Raw genomic sequence first — 21,691 nt, forward strand, 5'->3', positions numbered from 1 at the left:
GTGACTGAAAATGAAACGGATTTACCAGTATTTCAGTTTATTATCCTTTACATTTTCCCTGTACTTCGGCTGGCTTGCTTATCATCATCTGGCTGCTGAAGATATGGATCAAATGTATTTGAATGTTTCCTATTGTGCCTTGTTCCTAAGTGTGATGGTGTTTACATTCGGTATGCGAGACCGAAAAAAAACCGATAAGTCATGAAAAAAGAGACATGAAACAACGTCTCTTTTTTCGTGCGGTCCGAAGAAAATTTGAGAACACAAGGAGAAAAGATGAAAGCATACGATTTTACACAGGGGAACGTGCTGAAACAGCTTGTACTGTTTTCAATGCCTATTATGCTCGGAAACGCATTGCAGGTTTCCTTTCAATTTATAGACAGCTTGTGGATCGGCAATTTACTGGGGGCAAAGGCCCTTGGGGCAGCCGCGGTATCAAGCACGATTGTTTTGACCGTGCTGTCTTTTATTTTGGGCCTAAACAATGCGACGTTAACCATTTTATCTCAGCAAAAAGGAAAAGATGATGTAAAAGGAATGGCGTCGTATATTAACGCTTTTGTTGTTTTATTAACAGGCCTAAGCATCGGATTCGGCGCGGCCGGTTTTTTTCTCTCAGAGCTTTTGCTGCGTCTTCTAAAAACACCGGAGTCGATGATACCGCTTGCTGAGACGTATTTACAGATTCAATTTATCGGCATTTTATTTTTGTTTGGTTATAACTTTATTAGTACTGTGCTTCGTGCGCTGGGCGACAGCAAGACACCTCTCCGGTTTATTGCGTTTGCTGTTGTACTGAATACAGTGCTTGCGCCGCTCTTTATTTCTGTGTTCCGCATGGGAATAGCGGGAGCGGCTTATTCAACGATTTTGTCACAGGGAATTGCGTTTCTGTATGGGTTGTTTTATGTCATCAAACACAAGCTTGTGCCATTCTCGATTCCGAGAATGCCCAAGTGGGAAGAGTCCGCGCTGATTTTGAAACTCGGGATTCCGGCAGGTCTGCAGATGATGGTGATTACAGGCGGTATGATGGCGATTATGAGTGTTGTTAACTCATACGGGGATCACGTGGTATCAGGCTTTGGCGCGGTGCAGCGGCTTGATAGCATCATCACGCTTCCAGCAATGGCTGCCGGTACGGCCGTCAACAGTATGGCAGGGCAAAATATTGGAATCGGAAACGAAAAAAGAGTGGGAACAATTGCAAGGCTGGGTGTGATAGCTGTTATTTCCTGCATGCTGGTGATTGCGGTTATGATTTGGGTATTTGGTAAATATCTCATAAGGTTATTTATCAGTGAGCCCGATGCGGTCGCATTTGGTGAACAATATTTGAAGTGGATCGCGTTTTTCTACCCTTTTATTGGGATTAATTTTGTGCTGAACGGAATCGTCAGGGCCGCGGGAGCGATGCTGCAGGTTCTGGTATTAAATTTGATCTCGTTTTGGGTGTTGAGATATCCTTTCACAGCTCTATTTTCAGCTTGGCTTGGACAAAAAGGAATCGGGCTTGGAATCGGAATGAGTTTTTTATTTAGCAGCTGCGCGGCATTTTTGTATTATAGATATGGCCGCTGGAAAGCAATGAAGCTGTTTACTGAAAAATAAGTGAAGCACTGCGAAAAGCACATACCTATATATCGGTATGTGCTTTTTTTCACCGTTTTTTATCAAGTTTGCTGAAGAGCTCGATTAACGTGGCAAGTTCAGCATCAGTGTAGCAGTCAAAGCGTTTAAAGAAATATTCCGTTTTTTTCTCGTTAAAGTGCTGAAGGACTTTTTCGCCCGCTTCAGTGATATGAATGCGGATGATGCGTCTGTCTTCCTTCGATCTGATTCTCGTAATCCATTCCTTTTCTACCAGCGCATCGGTCACAGCCGTAATGTGGCTTGCCGATACTTCTAAAATAGGCGCAAATTCAGTGACTTTTTTAGGCCCTTGTTCACTGAGGATCCGAAGAATGGTGAATTCATTCCGCGACAGCTCTTTATCTAAAATTTCATTGATTTCATTGCGTATTTGTTTAAAGACTTTACGGAGTAAAGTTTCCATATCGTACATCATCTGTGTTCTTACTTTCAAATTTGTGAACCTCCATTACATAAGCATATTGCTTAAAACCTATAGATTTTATTGAAAAGCAGAATCATTTTCATTCTATTTTTACATGCTATAATATAATAATACCACGTATTAACAAAGGAGGCACCAGTATGTCTGAAAAAAAAGAAATCGCCACATTTGCAGGAGGCTGTTTTTGGTGTATGGTTAAACCTTTTGACGAACAGCCGGGAATTGAAAAAGTGGTGTCCGGGTATACAGGCGGCCATACTGAAAACCCTACGTATGAAGAGGTGTGCAGTGAAACGACGGGACATCGTGAAGCCGTTCAAATCACGTTTAATCCTGATGTATTCCCTTATGAAAAACTGCTTGAATTATTTTGGCAGCAAATCGATCCGACAGATGCCGGGGGGCAGTTTGCTGATCGCGGCAGTTCCTATCGCGCAGCCATTTTTTATCATAATGATAAACAAAAGGAGCTTGCGGAAGCTTCCAAGCAACGTCTGGCTGAAAGCGGCATCTTTAAAGATCCGATTGTAACGGACATTTTAAAAGCTGAACCTTTCTATGAAGCGGAAGGCTACCATCAGCATTTTTATAAAAAGAATCCAGCACATTATCAGCGCTACCGGACAGGTTCCGGACGTGCGGGATTTATCAGCGAGCATTGGGGGGCTAAATAAATGGCGTACAATAAAGAAGAAAAAATGAAGTCGTTAAATCGCATGCAATATGAAGTAACGCAAAATAACGGCACGGAGCCGCCGTTTCAAAATGAATATTGGGATCATAAGGAAGAAGGGTTGTATGTAGACATTGTGTCAGGCAAGCCATTGTTTACATCCAAAGATAAATTTGATTCCCACTGCGGCTGGCCAAGCTTTACAAAGCCGATTGAAGAAGAAGAAGTGGAAGAAAAACTGGACACGAGCCACGGCATGATTCGCACAGAAGTAAGAAGCCGAACTGCTGATTCTCATCTTGGCCACGTATTTAATGACGGACCGGGTCCAAACGGACTTCGTTACTGCATAAATTCAGCAGCGCTGCGGTTTGTTCCGAAGCATAAGCTGAAAGAAGAAGGATACGAAAGCTATCTGCATCTCTTTAATAAATAAAATGTTAAAAACAGGCCTGCCTAATGGATAGACAGGCTTGTTTTTATGCCTTTTTCTCTTGATGCAATTCTTCAATAATCTGAGCAATTCTTTCTTTCGTAATGAGCGGGGCTTGATCTGATTGATACCCAGGCAGATTGACTTTGCGAAAGTCAGGATGTTTTTCCGGCTCTGGAAGGATTGCATAAAGGTTGCCCCATTCATACAGTGATTCAATTTCATGTGGAGATGTTAATTCTTCGTGAAGCTTTTCACCTGGACGCTTGCCCACTTCTACTGCAGCCGGCAGCGGGAGCCCGTGCTGCGATGCATATTCTTCAAACCCATGAATCAGTTCTTCAAGTTTCAGTGATTCCATTTTGAAAATAAAAGTTTCTCCGCCTTTTGTAATAGCAGCCGATTGTAATGTCAATGTAGCTGCATCGTCTATTGACATGAAAAATCTGGTCATGTTTTTGTCTGTGATGGTCAGAGGTTCACCCTCCATCATCTGTTCAAATAATATGGGGATGACCGAACCTCTGGAACCGAGAACATTTCCAAAGCGGACCGAACAAAACAAGGTTCCTTTGTTTTGGACGTGGCGGTTTGCTTGATGAAACAGCTTTTCAGATAACAGCTTGGTGGCACCCATTGTGTTCACAGGAGATACAGCTTTATCTGTACTGATATTAATGACATGCTGCACTCGGTGTGAAAGGGCAGCTTCCACCACATTTTGTCCGCCGATGAGATTGGTCTGAATCGCTTCAAATGGATGGTCCTCACATGTCGGAACCTGTTTCAGCGCAGCCGCGTGAAAGACGATATCGACGCCTTTCATCACCTGATTCACCCTTCTGTGATCGCGTACATCTCCGAGTACAAATAATAGCCGCTTATCCTCCGCATACTTTTGGCTCATGACATACTGTTTACTGTCGTCTTTGCTGAATACAATCACCTGTTTAGGTGTAAGCAGCAAAAGGCGTTTGACAATTTGACTCCCGATTGAACCCGTTCCGCCAGTGACTAAAACTGTTTTGTTATGGAAAAATGGTTTTAGTTCTGCTGTTTGCTGTTTAGGCATGGCTTATCCTCCAACTCTCGTTTCTCTACCATGCATCATATGTTCAACTTTGTAATCGAATTAATGAAAGCAACCAATAAAACAAAATTTAGGGGAATGATCATGTCACAAAGTGTTCTTTTTTAATAGAAAATGGAAAAATGGACGTAACTAGGGAACGACAAAACTAAATAAACAATGTACTAAATATTCAACATATTTTTATTTCGCTCCGCAAAAGGAAATCTGGCAAAGTCCATCTCACGTACCTCTTTCGGGAATAAGTTGTTTATGAGTCAGAAACCCTATAAAAAAAGGTTCATTTTCCTCACGGTAATCACCTGTATATATTTTACAATAGTAGTGATAGTGATAAAAGAGGAGGGTACCAAATGAAGGTTTCAAAAACAATGCTGCTAAGCACTGCCGCGGGTTTATTGCTTAGCCTGACAGCAACCTCGGTGTCGGCTCATTATGTGAATGAGGAACATCATTTCAAAGTGACTGCACACACGGAGACAGATCCGGTCGCATCTGGCGATGACGCAGCAGATGACCCGGCCATTTGGGTTCATGAAAAACACCCGGAAAAAAGCAAGTTGATTACAACAAATAAGAAGTCAGGGCTCGTTGTGTATGATTTAGACGGAAAACAGCTTCATTCTTATGAGTTTGGCAAGCTCAATAATGTCGATCTGCGCTATGATTTTCCATTGAACGGCGAAAAAATTGATATTGCTGCCGCATCCAACCGGTCCGAAGGAAAAAATACAATTGAAGTATATGCAATAGACGGGGATAAAGGAAAATTGAAAAGCATTACAGATCCGAACCATCCTATTTCCACAAATATTTCTGAGGTTTATGGATTCGGCCTGTATCACAGCCAGAAAACAGGAGCATTTTACGCATTAGTGACAGGCAAACAAGGGGAATTTGAGCAGTATGAAATTGTTGATGGTGGAAAGGGTTATGTAACAGGGAAAAAGGTGCGTGAATTTAAGTTGAATTCTCAGACCGAAGGCCTTGTTGCGGATGATGAGTATGGGAACCTATACATAGCAGAGGAAGATGAGGCCATCTGGAAATTTAACGCTGAGCCCGGCGGAGGGTCAAAGGGGCAGGTTGTTGACCGTGCGACAGGAGATCATTTGACAGCTGATATTGAAGGACTGACAATCTATTATGCACCAAATGGCAAAGGATATCTCATGGCTTCAAGTCAAGGAAATAACAGCTATGCAATGTATGAACGTCAGGGGAAAAATCGCTATGTAGCCAACTTTGAGATTACAGATGGCGAGAAAATAGACGGTACTAGTGACACGGATGGTATTGATGTTCTCGGTTTCGGACTTGGCCCAAAATATCCGTACGGAATTTTTGTGGCGCAGGATGGCGAAAATATCGATAACGGACAAACCGTCAATCAAAATTTCAAAATTGTATCGTGGGAACAAATTGCACAGCATCTCGGCGGAATGCCTGATCTTCATAAACAGGTAAATCCGAGGAAGCTGAAAGACCGTTCTGACGGCTAGAATAGAAAGCAGCTTGTGCAGCTGCTTTTTTCTATGAATAAAAAAATCGTTCATAGCAATGAACGATTTTTCAAGAAAGCGCCAGATGAATCGCTTTTAGTTTTGCAGGAAGCTCATCAAACGTAAATGCGGGTACGGTCTCTTTATAATTGGCTGCTGCAGCTTTTTGCCGTTCTTCAGGGTGGTTGATATAGAAAGCGGCTTTTTCCTTAAAGTCGTTCATGCCGTGATAAGAAATAAAGGATGAAAAAGGATGCGCCGCGGGTAAATCTGTTAATTGAAATGCTTCGCATGCAGCGATATCAAACGTTCGGTTATTAAAACTGGCATTTTTGATGCGCATAGTATTTTGGTTGAAAGCAAAATGATAGGGACGATGCGCATTAATTACGATGTCTGCCCCATTATAATAATGAACGGCCTGTTCGGGTGGAACCCATGTGCTGATGACATCAATATGCGGCTGTTTGAGCACTTTTTTAGGCAGATATTTTCTCCATTCCTTGCCGAATACCCGAACCGTGAATGGCAGATGGACCGCTTCTTTCATAAGCTGAACCCGATTAGGGTAAGGGTAGCCGATGATTAACAGATTTGAATGATAGGAATGTTCGGTGCCCATTTTTTTAAACAGCCGATGATTAACTGGTATCGGAACATAATAGACGTGCTGGTAGCCGAGCCCTTGATAATAGAGAACGGCATTTTGTTCAATGGTTAATATGGCGTCAGCGAGCTTGATTACCTGTAGGCTGATATCCATATAAAATGGGTCTTCGGTCAGCCAAACATATACGGGGATACCCTTACCCTTTAACCAGGTCAGCCAGTCGTGAGGAACGCGGTCTCCAACCATCAAGAGTGCGAAGTCCGGCTGAAACGTTTCGATCTTCACCAAAGTTTCTGCTTCAAGTGTATCTGCAGACATATACTCTGTATGAGTGTTCCGAAAACATTCTTCAGCCCAGCGATCAAAATAACAATATATTCCTCCGTATCCCGACTGGATATACAACACTTTCATCGGATGTTATGAAAAGAACGTAACGCTTTCTACTTTGTCTACATCAATTAATGTTGTAGCTTGGCCTGCTGGAGTGACGGAGCTTTCCTGTGTTACAAATACGATCCCGTGAACCTGATCGAAAGCAACGAAGACAACCGGCCCGATCATGTCTCCTGAATCGGTTACAATGCTGATTGTCGTGCCTGGCGTAACTCTGGCAAAAATCCATCTTGCCGGAAGGGAAGGGTCTAAAAGAGATTCTGCCGTAACCGTCTCACTTTCATCTACTCTTTGATCGATGGCAGCTTCAAGCAAGTCTTTAAGGTTACTATCCATATTTTCTCCTCCTTCTGTTGCAGTTGGAAATAAAGGACTTAAAACGGTTTTAATTAAATCCTTTTTTAACTGTGCGTTTTCAGAGCTCATTACACACACCTCCTATTCGATAGTGAACTCACGTTAATCATATTCTTCTGGTTGCAATTTGGTATGAGTCGAACGCCGTACCTGATCTATTTTTCACCTATTTAAGGAAAATGCTGATTTTTTAATGGAATGGACATAGCCTATACCATAAATCGGAGTCGTACATATTGTAAAACAGAGATAAGGATAAGGGAGAGAGATGATTTGGATTTAGAGAAACAAGTGGATCGAGAAGAAAACCAAGATGAACTGCATTTTATTTTGCTTTTGCTGATTCTGCTGATACGTCAATCGTCTTCTGAAGGAAATCCATCTGACCTCAGACGCCAGCTTGTTTTTGCCAAAGAGCTGGGCGTACCGGTTTCAAAAGTCAATTTGATCAACGGAGATACACTTCAAAATGTCATCGTAAAAGAAGTTCTGACTGATTTGGTTATTTTCCAAAACCCGTTAAATAACACGAGATCTCATGTTTCACTCTCAAGTGTTGTAAGCTGGGGTGCTTTTTAAATGATGACAGAGGCTCTGCTTGCTGCGGAGCCGTTTTTATGTTTGACGGCGGGAGGCGGTATAGATGGGAGAGAAAGTGTCTATTATTTTAACAAGTTACAACAAACCCGATTATTTGCAAAAAGCGATCGAAAGCGTGATACAGCAAACGCATGATCTTTGGGAGCTTTTTATCATGGATGATCATTCGAATGCAGAAACAACTGCGGTGATTCACAAGTATCTCCATGACCGGCGCATTCAATATCATAACAGTTTCGTGCATCCTGCAGATCGATTAAAAACAGCCCGTTATGCCACATTAATTAACAGTGCGCTCCCATTTATAGACGGCGATTACATTTCGTATCTTACTGACGACACTGTTTATCATCCTGAGCGGCTGAGCCGTATGGTGCAAGAGTTTTCACATAAGCCTGAAGCGCAGGCGGTCTATTCAAAACAAAAAGTTGTACATGTAAACGAAAGGGGAGAGGAAATCTCACATTTCTACAGAAATGCCAATGCAGTGCTTGATCAGGCCGCTTTTCAAGTTGATCATTGCTCCGTTATGCATCGCCGTTCGTTACTTAATCTCATCCACCATAAATTTGGAGGCTACTGGGATGATGATATGAAGCATTGGAATCATGGCGACGCAATTTTTTGGGCGAGACTCAACAACTTTACCCCATTTCTGCCGATAAATGAAGTATTAGACACAACCTATAAAACCCCAGATTCATTTCAAAATGCATATCGGTTTCTGCCCGCCGATTTGATTGACGGCTCTTTTGTAAAAGGTTCAGATCAAAATGTGTATTTTTTTGATCAGGGTGTAAGGCATCCTGTTGGAGAAAAGTGGGGTTTTTTGTATCTAAATCGGACTGTCGCTGTTCCAGACCCATATTTATTTCAATATAGGATTGGCAAAATTTTAAACATTCCGAATTATATTTTAGTAAAGGAAGCTGACCATCCTGCAATATTTTATATCGAAGCCGGAAAAAAAAGGCGAATTGTGGACCAGTATGCGTTTCAATTTTATCAATTTCAAAGAAAAGACATAGTGACAATTGGAAAAGAAGAGATGGAGACGCTTCCGGAAGGGCCGCCGATTACGTGGAAACGATCTGAATTGATCAAAAATCCGCCTGGCCGACGTCTGTTTTTCATCGAACGCGAGCCGTTTTTGTTTCTAAACGGCGTCTTTCACCCGATTAGTGAACAAGTAACAAGGAAGTTTTTTTTACATCAGAAGCCAATCTCCGCTTCTTTCCGAAATATTCAGCAATTTCCAATTGGAAAGCCGTTTTATCCGGTGTACGATGAGATTATAAAGAAATTGAATATTGCAACAGAGTAAAGGTATAGGTCATAAAAAGGAGACGTTCATGACAGGACATTATTCAAAAACGGAACATCAATATATATTGTTAACGTCTGAATCGGCATCGTTTGATCATTACAGCGTATACAGAGATCCGCAGCTTCCGCAAATTTTTTCTCATAACTTTGTTCAGCTCCATGATACGTTTCCATTGGAGCGGTTACTTAACTTTTTACCCTCCGTACCAAAGCTGCTTGATGCGAATTATCTCCATTTAAAAGCGTCGCCGCAGCATGTTTTTCCGCTCGGTTTGAAGCAGTCGCTTATAAAAAGCGGTTTTGTCGTCGAGGATGAGCTACTATATGACATGAAGCTTAGTGACTGGAAGGGGCAGATGGGACATCCTTTAACCGCATGGGGGACGGCAAAAAGTCTTAGCGACGGATCTTCTATTATGAAAATTTACGATTCCATTTATATTGGAGAAGCAATCGCTGAACAAAAATTAAAAAGAAAATATCCTTTCTATGAAGCAGGTATAATCATTCTTGTTGTTTGTTACAGCGACCAGGCACAGAAAGTTCCCATTGGGTGCGGCGAGCTGTTTATCGATCATCAAGAGAAATCGGCTAAAATCGAAGAAGTGGCAATTTTAGATCAGTTTCAAAGGAAGGGCTACGGCAGTATCTTAGTGAAAGAAATGCTGTCCATCGCCAAATCACTAGGAATGGAAGCAGCCTACTTAGTGGCTGCAAGCACTGACGGTGCAACTCAGTTTTACGAAAAGCTGACGTTTAAAAAATATGAGCGGGTGCATACTGTATTTCATTATTTCCTTACATGAAATAGGCGTTTGCACAAACCATTTGGGACTTGGCCCGCATAAAATGCCGTATATCGTGATAAGAAAGGATGAAAACAGTATGTATGGATACTCTGGGTACGGTTACGGATTTGGCTGCGGGACAAATACATTTGTGTTAATTGTTGTCTTGTTCATTTTATTAATTATTGTTGGAGCCGCTTTTATTTGCTAGATGCTGAAATTCCAAAAGAGCCTTCCCTATTAGGAAGGCTCTTTTTATGTGAAAAAGTTTTTGCGGGGAACGTCATGCCGCCATTTGGACACTCATACAATATGGTAAAAGGGGTTTTGAGGTGGGAGCATGAGCAGTTATTTGATTAAGCCAGAGCTTAGCTCGGCCTATCCGATTGTCAGTTATGCGAAGGGTTCATTTGTTTATGATCAGACCGGAAAAAAATATCTCGACGGCTCGTCAGGTGCGGTGACATGTAATATCGGCCACGGAGTTCGTGATGTGACTGAGAAGCTGAAAGAACAGCTTGATCAGGTGTCTTTTGCTTACCGCTCACAGTTTACGAGTGAGCCCGCCGAGCAATTAGCCGCTCTCTTGGCACAGGAGCTGCCCGGAGACGTGAATTGGTCTTTTTTTGTCAACAGCGGATCAGAAGCGATAGAAACAGCTATGAAAATCGCCATTCAGTATTGGCAGGAAAAAAAGCAAACACAAAAATCCATCTTTTTGTCTCGATGGAGCAGTTACCACGGAATAACTTTGGGAGCGCTTTCATTGTCTGGTTTTTATGAAAGGAGATACCGGTTCACCCATCTCATTGAGCGGTATCCAGCTATCTCAGCTCCACATATTTATCGGCTGAATTATGAGACGGAAGAAGACTTTGTTCAGACTGCAGCTGATGAACTGGACACTATGATCAAAAGAATCGGAAGCCAATTCATCGCCGGCTTTGTGGCTGAGCCTATTATTGGTGCTGCAGGAGCAGCGATTACTCCGCCTCCGGGATATTATGAGAGATTAAGTGAGGTATGCCGCACACACGATGTGCTTTTTATTGCAGATGAAGTGATGACGGGGCTTGGGAGAACAGGAAGGATGCTCGCGACAGAGCATTGGGATACCGTACCTAATATTGCTGTACTGGGGAAGGGACTCGGTGCGGGGTATGCACCTATTGCCGCTGCCGTCGTATCTGATTCTATTATTGAAACGATAAAACAAGGGTCAGGTGTGATTATGAGCGGTCACACATATAGTGCACATCCCTATTCAGCCAAAGCTGCTCTTGAAGTTTTGCGATATGTGTTAAAGCACGGCTTGATCAAACAATCAGAAAAAAAGGGCGCTGTGCTGAAGAAAAAGCTTGATGAGGCGGCATCTCAAAGTGGCATTATAGGTGATGTGCGCGGAAAAGGACTGCTATTAGGCATTGAATTTGTGACAGACCAAAAAACGAAGAAAGTGTTTCCGCCAGAGCAGGCGGTAACCCAGCTTATTGTCAGCGAGGCGAAAAAACGCGGGCTGATTGTTTATCCTTCCAAAGCTGGAATAGACAGTGGAGAAGGAGATGCTGTCATTATTGCTCCTCCTTTTACCATTTCAGACGGTGAAATGGAAGAGCTTATCTCTATTTTTTCAGAAACAGTTGCAGCGGTCGAAAAAAACTTAAAAAAGGATTGACATTAAATGGCGCCATTTCAAAAAGCAATCAGCATTGACACAGCAATTGCAGATGTTCGGGATGGATCGGTTCTGATGTTTGGCGGTTTTGGGGGAGTCGGGTCGCCTCCTTCATTGATTGAAGCGATATTGGACAGCGGTGTAACGGATTTAACTGTGATTTGCAATGACGCCGGTTTCCCGGATATAGGGATCGGCCCGCTTATTGTTAATCAACGGGTCAAAACCCTGATCGCCTCGCATATCGGTTCCAATCCTGTAGCCGGAAAACAGATGACAGAGGGGACGTTAGAGGTTCAATTTTCACCTCAGGGAACGCTTGCGGAACGGATTCGCGCTGGCGGAGCGGGACTTGGCGGTATTTTAACCGATGTGGGCATTGATAATCCAATGGTTTGCGAAAAAAAGGACATCGTAACAGTGGCGGGAAAACGATACTTGATTGAAGAGGCGCTGACGGCTGATTTTGCTTTTATCAATGCTTACATTGCAGATGAATTCGGCAATCTAACGTATGACAAAACCGCGCGCAATATGAATCCGCTTATGGCAATGGCCGCCAGGAGAACCTTTGCCGAAGCTGAGCGTATCGTTCCGATGGGGGAGATTTCTGAAGAAATGATTGTCACACCGGGGGTTTTTGTTGAGGGAGTTGTACGAAGCGAGGGAGTGAAGTGGAAATGGGCTTGGGAGTAGCAGAAAGAGAACAGATTGCAAAACGGGCTGCTACTGAAATTAAGCAAGGCATGATTGTGAATCTCGGTATCGGTATCCCATCCTTGGTACCGAACTTTTTACCGCCTGACATGCAGGTCATGTTTCAAGCGGAAAACGGTGTCCTTGGCATTGGAGAAAGTCCCGAAAAGGGAGAAGAGGATGCGCATTTATGTAACGCCGCAGGATATCCTGTCCGCGCTGTAAAAGGGGCGTCTTATTTTGATACAACCATGTCTTTTGCGATGATCAGAAAAGGCAAAATTGACATTACGATTTTAGGCGCCCTGCAGGTGAGCCAATCAGGAGATTTGGCAAATTGGCTTGTTCCGGGAAAAAAGGTGCCTGGTATGGGCGGGGCGATGGAGCTTGCCCAAAAAGCGAAAAAAGTGGTTGTCGTCATGAGTCATACAGATCAAAAGGGAAGGCCTAAATTAACAGAAAGGTGTACGCTGCCATTAACTGCTGCAGGCTGTGTAGATTTGATTATTACCGAAAAAGCGGTTCTTGAGGTCGATAGCCATCACTTCATTTTAAAAGAGCTGATGAATGGCTCGACAATCGATGAGGTGACGAGGCTGACAGAAGCTGAAATCAAAATAGATATGCCTTTTTCTTAAGAGGGGGAATGAGGATGCAAGACATTGAAAGAAAAGTAATCGAGTGGCTTGATCAGCATTCGGCCAAAGCCATTCGTCTTCTCAAAAGGCTGATTGGGGAAAAAAGCACATTGGGGTCAGAGTTTAACGCCCAAGCTGTTGTGCTTGAAAAGCTGCGGCAATTTCATATGGACATTGATGTATGGGAGCCAAGCATAAAGCAATTAAAACAGCATTCCTACTTTAAATCTAACCGATCCGATTTTCATGAGAGCCCGAATATCGTGGCTAAAAAAACGGGAGCCGGCGGAGGCAGGTCCCTGATTTTGAACGGCCATATCGATGTTGTGCCTGAAGGAAGCGTAAAGGATTGGAAGTATGAACCGTATCAAGCTGTCGAAGAAAACGGTAAAATATACGGCCGCGGCTCAACGGATATGAAGGGAGGCAATACAGCCCTTCTTTTTGCTTTAGAAGCCCTGCACGCCTGCGATGTCAAACTGAAGGGAGATGTATTGTTTCAGAGTGTTGTAGATGAAGAGTGCGGCGGCGCCGGTACACTGTCCGCCATCATGAGAGGCTATCGTGCTGACGGGGCGCTGATTCCTGAACCGACGAATATGAAACTATTTATTAAGCAGCAGGGTTCGATGTGGTTTCGGATCACTGTGAAGGGATTATCCGCACATGGGGGCACACGCTACGAAGGGGTAAGCGCGATTGAAAAAAGCATGCACGTTATCACAGCGATACAAGAGCTGGAGAAAGTCCGCAATGCGAGAATTTCAGATCCGCTGTATGACAATATCCCAATACCGGTACCGGTGAATATCGGCACCATCTCAGGCGGTGCCTGGCCATCTTCAGTTGCAGACCGTGTCGTCATAGAGGGGAGATGCGGAATTGCTCCCCATGAGAAACCAGAAGCTGTAAAACTTGAATTGGAAAACTGGCTGAAGGATTTAGAATACCATGACGAATGGTTTAAACGCCATCCCGTACAAGTCGAATGGTTTGGCGCTCAATGGCTGCCGAACGATTTACCTGATGATCACCCTTTAATTTCTGTGCTGCAATCAGCCTATCAAAAAATGAAACAGACAGAGCCGATTATTGAGGCTTCCCCGTGGGGAACGGATGGGGGGCTTTTGTACCATGCAGGAGATACACCAGTAATCGTTTTCGGGCCGGGGGAAACAAAAACGGCTCATCAGGCCAATGAATACATTGAGGTTGAAGCCATGATAGAATCTGCTAAAATTATTGCACTTTTTGTCATGGATTGGTGCGGGTTTCATACAGATGGGGAGGATGCGGATGCTCAAGTCAATAAAGAGTAGCGGTGTCACAGCAGTTTTGGACCATGACGGCTTTAATAAACGAATCAGAGTGGTCCGTTATGACGGAGCCATTGAGAAGGCCCTGCCGGATATCGTGGCAGCGGCAAAAGAAGAGAATGCAGAAAAAATCATCGTCTATGCGAAGCAGCATGATGAGCCAATGTTTGCCAAACAATTATTTGCGCCGGAGGGCTATCTAAAGGGCTATTATCTCGGCCATTCGGCTTGTGTCATGGTACGTTACCTGTCAGAAAGCCGGAGACAAACAGATTCTTATACAGAGGAACAGGAGATCATCGAAGCCATATATCGCACAGCGCCCCGTCTTCGCAACGACAGTACACCCGTTTTTACGATGAGAAGAGCAGAAACAAACGACATGTACCAGCTTTCGATGCTGTATAAAAAAGTATTCCGCACGTACCCAACCCCGGTATTTGACCCCGCTTATATTGAAAAGACGATGAATGCAAATACGGTGTATTATATCATGCTTGATCATGACCGCCTGATCAGCGCAGCAAGCGCAGAAATCAATCCAGAGCTTGGGCATGCAGAAATAACCGATTGCGCTGTGCTGCCGGAATATCGCGGCCATTCGTTAACAAGCTTTTTAATCAAGGCGTTAGAAAAAGAAATGGCTGGAAAGGATATCTTTCATGTGTTTTCTCTCGCCCGTGCTTCGTCTTTTGGGATGAATGCTGTGTTGTACCATTCAGGTTATCAGTATGGCGGAAGGCTGGTCAATAATTGCTTCATAGCCGAAGGCCTTGAAAACATGAATATTTGGTGCAAGCAACTGTAAGTCAAAATATGCGCGAGGAGGAGTTCGTTTGAAAAACAAATGGTATAAACCGAAACGGCATTGGAAGGAGATCGAGTTATGGAAGGACGTTCCGGAAGAGAAATGGAACGATTGGCTTTGGCAGCTGACACACACTGTAAGAACGTTAGATGATTTAAAGAAGGTCATCAATCTGACCGAGGATGAAGAGGAAGGCGTCAGAATTTCTACCAAAACGATCCCCTTAAATATTACACCTTACTATGCTTCTTTAATGGACCCCGACAATCCGAGATGCCCGGTACGCATGCAGTCTGTGCCGCTTTCTGAAGAAATGCACAAAACAAAATACGATCTGGAAGACCCGCTTCATGAGGATGAAGATTCACCGGTACCCGGTCTGACACACCGCTATCCCGACCGTGTGCTGTTTCTTGTCACGAATCAATGTTCCATGTACTGCCGCTACTGCACAAGAAGGCGCTTTTCCGGACAAATCGGAATGGGAGTCCCCAAAAAACAGCTTGATGCTGCAATTGCTTATATCCGGGAAACACCTGAAATCCGCGATTGTTTAATTTCAGGCGGTGATGGGCTGCTCATCAACGACCAAATTTTAGAATATATTTTAAAAGAGCTGCGCAGCATTCCGCATCTGGAAGTCATCAGAATCGGAACAAGAGCGCCCGTCGTCTTTCCACAGCGCATTACCGATCATCTGTGCGAGATATTGAAAAAATATCATCCGGTCTGGCTGAACACCCATTTTAACACAAGCATCGAAATGACAGAAGAATCCGTTGAGGCATGTGAAAAGCTGGTGAACGCGGGAGTGCCGGTCGGAAATCAGGCTGTCGTATTAGCAGGTATTAATGATTCGGTTCCAATTATGAAAAAGCTCATGCATGACTTGGTAAAAATCAGAGTCCGTCCTTATTATATTTACCAATGTGATCTGTCAGAAGGAATTGGGCATTTCAGAGCTCCTGTTTCCAAAGGTTTGGAGATCATTGAAGGGCTGAGAGGTCATACCTCAGGCTATGCGGTTCCTACCTTTGTCGTTGACGCACCAGGCGGCGGCGGTAAAATCGCCCTGCAGCCAAACTATGTACTGTCACAAAGTCCTGACAAAGTGATCTTAAGAAATTTTGAAGGTGTGATTACGTCATATCCGGAACCAGAGAATTATATCCCCAATCAGGCAGACGCCTATTTTGAGTCTGTTTTCCCTGAAACCGCTGACAAAAAGGAGCCGATCGGGCTGAGTGCCATTTTTGCTGACAAAGAAGTTTCGTTTACACCTGAAAATGTAGACAGAATCAAAAGGAGAGAGGCATACATCGCAAATCCGGAGCATGAAACATTAAAAGATCGGCGTGAGAAAAGAGATCAGCTTAAAGAAAAGAAATTTTTGGCGCAGCAGAAAAAACAGAAAGAGACTGAATGCGGAGGGGATTCTTCATGAAAACATGCGAGTGGTGCGGAGAGCTTGAAGCGGTGCCCGGCAGGAACACGGTGTACTGGGAGCTCCCTGATGGAACGAGGGCTATAGAACTGACAGACACCCCTGCCATGGTATGTTCTTCCTGCGGTATGACTTATCAAGAGGAAAACACGGTTAAGGAGATTGAGGATCAGCTGCTTTTAATTCAAACAAAAAAACTGCCTGAAAGCCTGACATATCAGCAGCTCATGGAGACAGAAAGAATTTTGAAACGCAACTATTTTGACTTCTCCTGAGTCATGTTTCAGTATTCTTTTGTTGTAATTTTACACTTGAACTGTATAATAGAACAACAAAAGACAGACACCAGGAGGGGAAACCCATGAAATCCTTTTATCACTATTTATTGAAATACAGACACCCTAAGCCGAAGGACAGCATCAGTGAATTTGCCAATCAGGCGTATGAGGATCACAGCTTTCCAAAAACATCAACCGATTATCATGAAATCAGTTCATATTTGGAGCTGAATGCTGATTACCTTCACACGATGGCGACGTTTGATGAAGCTTGGGATCAATACGAGTCTGAAGTGCACGGCAGATAATAGCTGTTTCATCCGCAGATCACTGCGGATTTTTTATGTCCCCCATACCATAATTGGATATTTCCTTTGGTTTTCATGCCCATGCGAATTGGCTTCACCCGGCATACGATAGCGTATGAGAAATGTTGCGGCGAGGGGGAGACACCATGAAGCAAAATAAACCGAAATTCCAAGTAGGGGATATCGTAGTCGTCATTATGTATGGAACAGTCGGCACCATCACAAAAGTGCACCAAATTGATAAACACTATCTTTATGAAGTCAATCATAACGAAGTTTTATACTTTGAATCATCTATTCAGCTTTATAAAGATTATGAGGGTGTCATTGTCGACATGGAGAAGCTTGATATTGAGTATGAATTCCTTATTGGGGACGTTGTTTATGTAAAAGATTATGGAAAAGAACTCTTTCGCATTATCGGCCATAGAACAGAAATTTGGAGATATTTAGAAGATGGCTGGGAAGATATCATTTATGAGCTGACCCGTTTAAAGGATGGAGAGTGGCTTGAAACGGAGGAAGAGGATCTCACGCTGGTGCTTAGAAAATATGAAATGGACCAGTTTGTGCATCAGCTGTTGTTTGTCCATTATGTCGGAGAAACTGGCCATGAGATCGGCGAAGATATCGCATCGTCTGCTCTTCTTCAGTTTGAAGGCGATGATGAAGATCAAGATACCCTTCACATCCTTGCTGTGTCAATTGTTGATGAGCTTCTGGATATTTATAATGACTACAAAATTCTGTACGAAATGTTTCATGATGAAGAATATAAAGACATGATGATGTTTGTTTTGGAAAGTTTAAAAGAGCATTTCAGTTAGTTTGTGAACATACGGATCAAGACATATAAAAAATATGGCAGACAGCCCCAAATCATCACACGCGTCATTCCTTTGAGCGTTTTTTCCATTATGATATCAAATCTTTCTCCGTCCAGTGCTTCCATCATTTTAGCAATCATAGCGTCAGCCTCCCATGGCTCGTTTTTTATTCAATATATGACTGAAAGAATTGTTTAGAACACCGGGTATAATTCAGCCTGTTTTTTCATAAAACATAAAAAAGGAGGCGGTACGGAGATGAAAGAAATAGATCTTGTGATTGATACGGAAGAAATCGCTGAATTTTTTTACAGAGAGCTTGCAAGACGGGGCTACATACCGAGTGAGGATGAGCTGTTTGAAATCGCTGATATCACCTTTGATTATTTGATAGAAAAATGTATGATAGATGAAGAGCTGGATGAAGATGAGTGAGGCTTAAAACCGGAGCGGTCAGCTCCGGTTTTATTATTCGTGTTCTATGACTTCTGAAAAAATTGAGGTGGTTAAATTGTACAAGCCCGTTAGTTTGTTTCTTTTCTTTCTCATTCTAGCTGCGGCCATTCATACAAATGCTGTTCAATCTGCAGATGAAGCAATAAGCAAGGCAGCTGTTTTGATCCGTCAGCCATGGCTTAATGAAGTCATGACGGGGATCACGCATCTTGGTGCTTCTTCTTTTCTGCTCCCTCTAATTGTCATCATTGGAGCAGGCATGTTTTTCTACAGAAAAACATGGGACGGCCTGTTGATGCTCTTAGTATTCGGCACAGATCGGCTGTTAAACAAAGTCTTAAAAGAATGGATCGAAAGAGTGAGGCCTGATTTTGCACCGCTGGTTCATGAATCATCTTTCAGTTTTCCGAGCGGCCATTCCATGAATGCTGCTTGTGTCTATCCTGTTATTGCCTACTTTTTAGTGAAACACCTCCCGTTTTTGTCCAAGCATAAAAAAATGGTATATATCATAGCCGGTGTAATTGCTGTTTTAGTCGGCATAAGCAGAGTGTATCTGGGGGTTCATTTTGTGACAGATGTGTTAGGAGGCTTTAGCCTCGGCTTGCTTCTGTTTTTCCTAGTAAAAGGTTTTGACGAAAAGATTAAGCGGTTTCGACAAAAATAGAGAGAGGAAAATACAGCAAAAACGCCAATATGTTAAAGAAATAAAAGGGAGGGGATCTTGATGATGTTATCCGTGTTTAAAAAGAAGTCTTGTTCCTATGACGTGACAATATTTCAGACACCCCGGTTTGGCGAAAAAAAGGGCTACAGAGCCGTCTATCGAACTGAACTGAACGGGAGCGATCATCAAGACGTGCTGAAAAGAGCATTCTCTTTGTTTAATGTATTCGACACTGTTCCGAGTGATTATGATGCAAGATTCATGGCCACAGGGGACGTGATCCTGATTGATGAAGGCAGAAAAGGGAAAACATATTATCAACTGCTTCCCGCCGGCTGGAGGAAAATCAATCGTCTGATTGTACAAACGACATAATGAAAAGAAAACTGCGGAAACCCGCAGTTTTCTGCAGTTTTAAGGCTTGCGTTTGGCAGCAGAATATTCTTTCCCGTGTGCTTCTTCAGCTGCAATGATATCTTTTTCAGGTATATGATTGTTCTTTTTTTGGCCGGTGATCCGGTTGCGATGTTTTTTACCCATGTCCCACCCCTCCTTCCTGCGGTTAGGTTTTCAAATTAACACCCCGATTATCCGTTTTTCTGAGGAAGTGCCTAACAGATCCTCGAACATTTCTTTTTTCGACATATTCCTTTATAATCAATGCTGAAGTTTGTTTCATCATGACATTCGTTGTAAAATGGACGGGCTGGATGATAATTTAGATTTACAGGAGGATATGAGATGAGTGTACATATAGGTGCTGAAAAAGGACAAATTGCGGATACAGTGCTTTTGCCGGGAGATCCTCTCAGAGCAAAATTTATTGCAGAAACGTATCTTGAAAATGTAGAATGCTACAATGAAGTCAGAGGCATGTATGGATTTACGGGTACATATAAAGGTAAAAAAATCTCAGTACAAGGCACGGGAATGGGTGTTCCGTCTATTTCAATTTATGTGAATGAATTAATTCAAAGCTACGATGTGCAAAATCTAATAAGAGTCGGTTCCTGCGGCGCTATTTGTAAAGATGTCAAAGTGCGAGACGTCATTTTGGCGATGACCTCCTCAACTGATTCACAAATGAACAGAGTCGCTTTTGGAAGCATTGATTTTGCGCCTTGCGCAGATTTTGAGCTTTTAAAAAATGCCTATGATGCCGCAAAGGATAAAGGTGTGCCGGTGACTGTAGGGAGCGTATTTACAGCTGACCAGTTCTACAACGACGATTCGCAAATTGAAAAACTTGCAAAATACGGTGTGCTTGGCGTTGAAATGGAAACAACTGCATTGTATACATTAGCAGCGAAGCACGGAAGAAAAGCCCTGTCAATTCTCACCGTGAGTGATCATGTATTAACAGGAGAAGAAACGACAGCGGAAGAGCGTCAAACGACATTTCATGATATGATAGAAGTGGCTTTACATTCCGTATCACAATAAAATATATCAAGAGGCGTGCTGGGTGCCGGCAGCCTCTTCTTTATGAATGCGGAAACGATTGATAAAAGGAAGGTAATGTAATATGAAAAAGTCCGGTAAATGGTTCTCACTGGCTGCCGCTCTGAGTGTAACGGCAATAGTCGGAGCCGGCTGCAGCATGTCGAACGGTGATGCTCAAAAGGATACGAAAACCACAGCAGAAACAAAGCAAACAGAACAAAAAGCAGCTGACAGCAAAAAATCAAACACTCAAAACAGTGAGTTTTCATTGGAAAGCCAGTATTTCAATGATATTAAAAAAGTCGATGGTCTGGAAACCATTCAAAATCCAGAAAATATACTCGCGCTTGTCAATAAACAATATGCACTGCCCGGAAACTATGAACCTAGCGATCTTGTCATACCTGATGTAGAGTTTTCTTTTGAAGAAAAGATTCAAAAACGTTACATCAGAAAAGAAGCGGCCGACGCATTAAAAACAATGTTCGATGCTGCCAAAAAGGAAGGCTATGAACTGGCAGCTGTCTCAGGGTACCGTTCGTATGACAGACAGAAAGTCATTTTTGACAATGAAGTAAGCCTAAAAGGGGAAAAGAAGGCAAAGGAAGCGGTCGCTTACCCGGGTGAAAGCGAGCATCAAACAGGCCTTGCGATGGACATTTCGAGCCGGAGCAATGGCTTTGAGCTAAATGAAGCGTTCGGAAGCACGGCAGACGGGAAATGGGTGCAGGACAATGCTTATAAATATGGCTTTATCATTCGCTATCCGAAAAATAAAGAAGATATCACGAAATATGAATATGAGCCATGGCATCTGCGCTATGTAGGCAAAAAAGCCGCAAAGGTCATCCAAGATAATGATTTAACGCTTGAAGAGTACTTTGAAAAAGTGAAGAAAATTTAAAATGAAAAGCCCGCTTACACTAGATAAGCGGGCTTCATTGTGTCTGGTGAATCTAGCATTTGTACTATGCTTACCAGAAGAATAAACCAGCAAGAGCGACCCCTGTAATTAAACCGAGGGAAATACCGTAAGCTGCTCCGTATCCCCAATAACCGCCCCAATATCCGTAACCGAAACCTCTTGGCCCTCCGCCGGTCGGAGCTATAAAAACTCTGTCTCTTGTTACACGGGTAATTCTGCCGACGTGAACTCTCCCGCCTCTCTCTGTAATTCTGACGACTTTACCTTGATGGTTTTTGCAAAGGTGATAATATCTCTCCAATATTGTTCCCCTCCTATCCTGACTTTCTATCAGCATATGATAGATGGGGAAAAA

At 43.1% G+C, this 21,691-nt stretch carries 31 protein-coding genes; 24 read left to right on the forward strand and 7 right to left on the reverse strand.

Annotated elements, in window-relative coordinates; genetic code table 11:
- Nucleotides 1-10: 10 nt before the first annotated feature.
- Complete coding sequence (gene ypmT / locus WA279_RS04105) at nt 11-205, forward strand: protein YpmT (RefSeq protein WP_003230808.1); 195 nt, start codon at nt 11-13, stop codon at nt 203-205.
- A gap of 71 nt (nt 206-276) precedes the next feature.
- A complete protein-coding gene (locus WA279_RS04110; protein WP_014477118.1) occupies nt 277-1,614 on the forward strand; it encodes an MATE family efflux transporter in 1,338 nt (445 codons plus the stop codon).
- A gap of 49 nt (nt 1,615-1,663) precedes the next feature.
- Here WA279_RS04110 and WA279_RS04115 read toward each other — a convergent pair whose 3' ends face one another.
- On the reverse strand, nt 1,664-2,089 hold the full coding sequence (locus WA279_RS04115; protein WP_004398634.1) for a MarR family transcriptional regulator: 426 nt from the start codon (nt 2,087-2,089) through the stop codon (nt 1,664-1,666).
- A 131-nt stretch (nt 2,090-2,220) separates the two neighbouring features.
- Here WA279_RS04115 and msrA point away from each other — a divergent pair, with 131 nt between their 5' ends.
- Nucleotides 2,221-2,754, forward strand: coding sequence for a peptide-methionine (S)-S-oxide reductase MsrA (gene msrA, locus WA279_RS04120; RefSeq protein ID WP_014477117.1), 534 nt, complete (start codon nt 2,221-2,223; stop codon nt 2,752-2,754).
- On the forward strand, nt 2,755-3,189 hold the full coding sequence (msrB, locus tag WA279_RS04125; RefSeq protein WP_021481498.1) for a peptide-methionine (R)-S-oxide reductase MsrB: 435 nt from the start codon (nt 2,755-2,757) through the stop codon (nt 3,187-3,189). It begins immediately after the preceding gene.
- Nucleotides 3,190-3,232: 43 nt separating this feature from the next.
- Here msrB and WA279_RS04130 read toward each other — a convergent pair whose 3' ends face one another.
- Nucleotides 3,233-4,258: an SDR family NAD(P)-dependent oxidoreductase gene (locus WA279_RS04130; protein ID WP_064671101.1), complete on the reverse strand. Its 1,026-nt coding sequence runs from the start codon at nt 4,256-4,258 to the stop codon at nt 3,233-3,235.
- Between the two features lie 371 nt (nt 4,259-4,629).
- Here WA279_RS04130 and WA279_RS04135 point away from each other — a divergent pair, with 371 nt between their 5' ends.
- Complete coding sequence (locus WA279_RS04135) at nt 4,630-5,778, forward strand: phytase (RefSeq protein ID WP_283934436.1); 1,149 nt, start codon at nt 4,630-4,632, stop codon at nt 5,776-5,778.
- A gap of 70 nt (nt 5,779-5,848) precedes the next feature.
- Here WA279_RS04135 and cgeB read toward each other — a convergent pair whose 3' ends face one another.
- Together cgeB and cgeA are read right to left on the reverse strand one after the other, a co-directional pair.
- Complete coding sequence (gene cgeB, locus WA279_RS04140) at nt 5,849-6,802, reverse strand: spore maturation protein CgeB (protein ID WP_336154360.1); 954 nt, start codon at nt 6,800-6,802, stop codon at nt 5,849-5,851.
- 6 nt (nt 6,803-6,808) lie between these two features.
- Entirely contained in the window at nt 6,809-7,210 is a 402-nt protein-coding gene (gene cgeA / locus WA279_RS04145) for a spore crust protein CgeA (RefSeq protein WP_336154362.1), read from the reverse strand.
- A 204-nt stretch (nt 7,211-7,414) separates the two neighbouring features.
- On the opposite strand from cgeA, the gene cgeC reads away from it, so the two are divergent.
- The 14 genes from cgeC (at nt 7,415) to WA279_RS04215 (ending at nt 17,845) form a co-directional block, all read left to right on the forward strand.
- Nucleotides 7,415-7,720 carry a spore maturation protein CgeC gene (gene cgeC / locus WA279_RS04150; RefSeq protein ID WP_014477111.1) on the forward strand — a complete coding sequence of 102 codons (306 nt, stop codon included), beginning with the start codon at nt 7,415-7,417 and terminating at the stop codon, nt 7,718-7,720.
- 64 nt (nt 7,721-7,784) lie between these two features.
- On the forward strand, nt 7,785-9,065 hold the full coding sequence (gene cgeD, locus WA279_RS04155; RefSeq protein WP_335388611.1) for a spore maturation glycosyltransferase CgeD: 1,281 nt from the start codon (nt 7,785-7,787) through the stop codon (nt 9,063-9,065).
- Between the two features lie 28 nt (nt 9,066-9,093).
- The gene (gene cgeE / locus WA279_RS04160; RefSeq protein ID WP_251187769.1) at nt 9,094-9,873 is read left to right on the forward strand and encodes a spore maturation N-acetyltransferase CgeE; all 780 of its coding nucleotides are present in this window, start codon (nt 9,094-9,096) and stop codon (nt 9,871-9,873) included.
- Between the two features lie 43 nt (nt 9,874-9,916).
- Nucleotides 9,917-10,066: a YjcZ family sporulation protein gene (locus WA279_RS04165; protein ID WP_015251877.1), complete on the forward strand. Its 150-nt coding sequence runs from the start codon at nt 9,917-9,919 to the stop codon at nt 10,064-10,066.
- Entirely contained in the window at nt 10,060-10,215 is a 156-nt protein-coding gene (locus WA279_RS04170; RefSeq protein WP_015714119.1) for a hypothetical protein, read from the forward strand. Before WA279_RS04165 ends, WA279_RS04170 begins: the two co-directional genes overlap by 7 nt.
- Nucleotides 10,196-11,530, forward strand: a complete 1,335-nt coding sequence (locus WA279_RS04175; RefSeq protein WP_251187768.1) for an aspartate aminotransferase family protein — start codon at nt 10,196-10,198, stop codon at nt 11,528-11,530. Before WA279_RS04170 ends, WA279_RS04175 begins: the two co-directional genes overlap by 20 nt.
- Before the next feature lie 6 nt (nt 11,531-11,536).
- Nucleotides 11,537-12,226: a CoA transferase subunit A gene (locus WA279_RS04180; protein ID WP_032725995.1), complete on the forward strand. Its 690-nt coding sequence runs from the start codon at nt 11,537-11,539 to the stop codon at nt 12,224-12,226.
- A complete protein-coding gene (locus WA279_RS04185; protein WP_015383895.1) occupies nt 12,211-12,864 on the forward strand; it encodes a 3-oxoacid CoA-transferase subunit B in 654 nt (217 codons plus the stop codon). The genes WA279_RS04180 and WA279_RS04185 overlap by 16 nt, the downstream gene beginning before the upstream one ends.
- An 8-nt stretch (nt 12,865-12,872) precedes the next feature.
- Nucleotides 12,873-14,183 (forward strand): peptidase, encoded by a 1,311-nt coding sequence (locus WA279_RS04190; protein WP_336154369.1) that lies wholly within the window; start codon nt 12,873-12,875, stop codon nt 14,181-14,183.
- Nucleotides 14,161-14,988, forward strand: coding sequence for a putative beta-lysine N-acetyltransferase (ablB, locus tag WA279_RS04195; protein WP_336154370.1), 828 nt, complete (start codon nt 14,161-14,163; stop codon nt 14,986-14,988). The genes WA279_RS04190 and ablB overlap by 23 nt, the downstream gene beginning before the upstream one ends.
- A gap of 28 nt (nt 14,989-15,016) precedes the next feature.
- A complete protein-coding gene (gene ablA, locus WA279_RS04200) occupies nt 15,017-16,432 on the forward strand; it encodes a lysine 2,3-aminomutase (RefSeq protein WP_004399420.1) in 1,416 nt (471 codons plus the stop codon).
- Entirely contained in the window at nt 16,429-16,707 is a 279-nt protein-coding gene (locus tag WA279_RS04205) for a YokU family protein (RefSeq protein WP_004399539.1), read from the forward strand. The genes ablA and WA279_RS04205 overlap by 4 nt, the downstream gene beginning before the upstream one ends.
- An 86-nt stretch (nt 16,708-16,793) precedes the next feature.
- Nucleotides 16,794-17,018: a YozE family protein gene (locus WA279_RS04210; RefSeq protein WP_003231160.1), complete on the forward strand. Its 225-nt coding sequence runs from the start codon at nt 16,794-16,796 to the stop codon at nt 17,016-17,018.
- A gap of 146 nt (nt 17,019-17,164) precedes the next feature.
- Entirely contained in the window at nt 17,165-17,845 is a 681-nt protein-coding gene (locus WA279_RS04215) for a hypothetical protein (RefSeq protein ID WP_014480050.1), read from the forward strand.
- Here WA279_RS04215 and WA279_RS04220 read toward each other — a convergent pair.
- On the reverse strand, nt 17,842-17,985 hold the full coding sequence (locus WA279_RS04220) for a hypothetical protein (RefSeq protein WP_003231164.1): 144 nt from the start codon (nt 17,983-17,985) through the stop codon (nt 17,842-17,844). The genes WA279_RS04215 and WA279_RS04220 overlap by 4 nt on opposite strands.
- A gap of 118 nt (nt 17,986-18,103) precedes the next feature.
- Here WA279_RS04220 and WA279_RS04225 point away from each other — a divergent pair, with 118 nt between their 5' ends.
- The 3 genes from WA279_RS04225 (at nt 18,104) to yodL (ending at nt 19,343) form a co-directional block, all read left to right on the forward strand.
- Nucleotides 18,104-18,280, forward strand: coding sequence for a YozD family protein (locus WA279_RS04225; RefSeq protein WP_003231166.1), 177 nt, complete (start codon nt 18,104-18,106; stop codon nt 18,278-18,280).
- A 76-nt stretch (nt 18,281-18,356) separates the two neighbouring features.
- Entirely contained in the window at nt 18,357-18,968 is a 612-nt protein-coding gene (pgpB, locus tag WA279_RS04230; RefSeq protein ID WP_004399336.1) for a phosphatidylglycerophosphatase PgpB, read from the forward strand.
- Nucleotides 18,969-19,028: 60 nt separating this feature from the next.
- Entirely contained in the window at nt 19,029-19,343 is a 315-nt protein-coding gene (gene yodL / locus WA279_RS04235; protein ID WP_004399431.1) for a shape determination protein YodL, read from the forward strand.
- Nucleotides 19,344-19,382: 39 nt separating this feature from the next.
- On the opposite strand, the gene WA279_RS04240 is transcribed toward yodL, so the two are convergent.
- Nucleotides 19,383-19,508, reverse strand: coding sequence for a hypothetical protein (locus tag WA279_RS04240; protein WP_003231174.1), 126 nt, complete (start codon nt 19,506-19,508; stop codon nt 19,383-19,385).
- A gap of 201 nt (nt 19,509-19,709) precedes the next feature.
- On the opposite strand from WA279_RS04240, the gene deoD reads away from it, so the two are divergent.
- On the forward strand, nt 19,710-20,411 hold the full coding sequence (deoD, locus tag WA279_RS04245; protein WP_251187764.1) for a purine-nucleoside phosphorylase: 702 nt from the start codon (nt 19,710-19,712) through the stop codon (nt 20,409-20,411).
- Nucleotides 20,412-20,493: 82 nt separating this feature from the next.
- On the forward strand, nt 20,494-21,315 hold the full coding sequence (gene ldcB / locus WA279_RS04250; protein ID WP_251187763.1) for an LD-carboxypeptidase LdcB: 822 nt from the start codon (nt 20,494-20,496) through the stop codon (nt 21,313-21,315).
- Between the two features lie 70 nt (nt 21,316-21,385).
- Here ldcB and WA279_RS04255 read toward each other — a convergent pair whose 3' ends face one another.
- Nucleotides 21,386-21,637 (reverse strand): hypothetical protein, encoded by a 252-nt coding sequence (locus tag WA279_RS04255; RefSeq protein ID WP_014477099.1) that lies wholly within the window; start codon nt 21,635-21,637, stop codon nt 21,386-21,388.
- Nucleotides 21,638-21,691: the final 54 nt, after the last annotated feature.

It is taken from the genome of Bacillus sp. 204(2023) (assembly GCF_037027505.1).
GTDB classification, from domain to species: Bacteria; Bacillota; Bacilli; order Bacillales; family Bacillaceae; genus Bacillus; species Bacillus subtilis.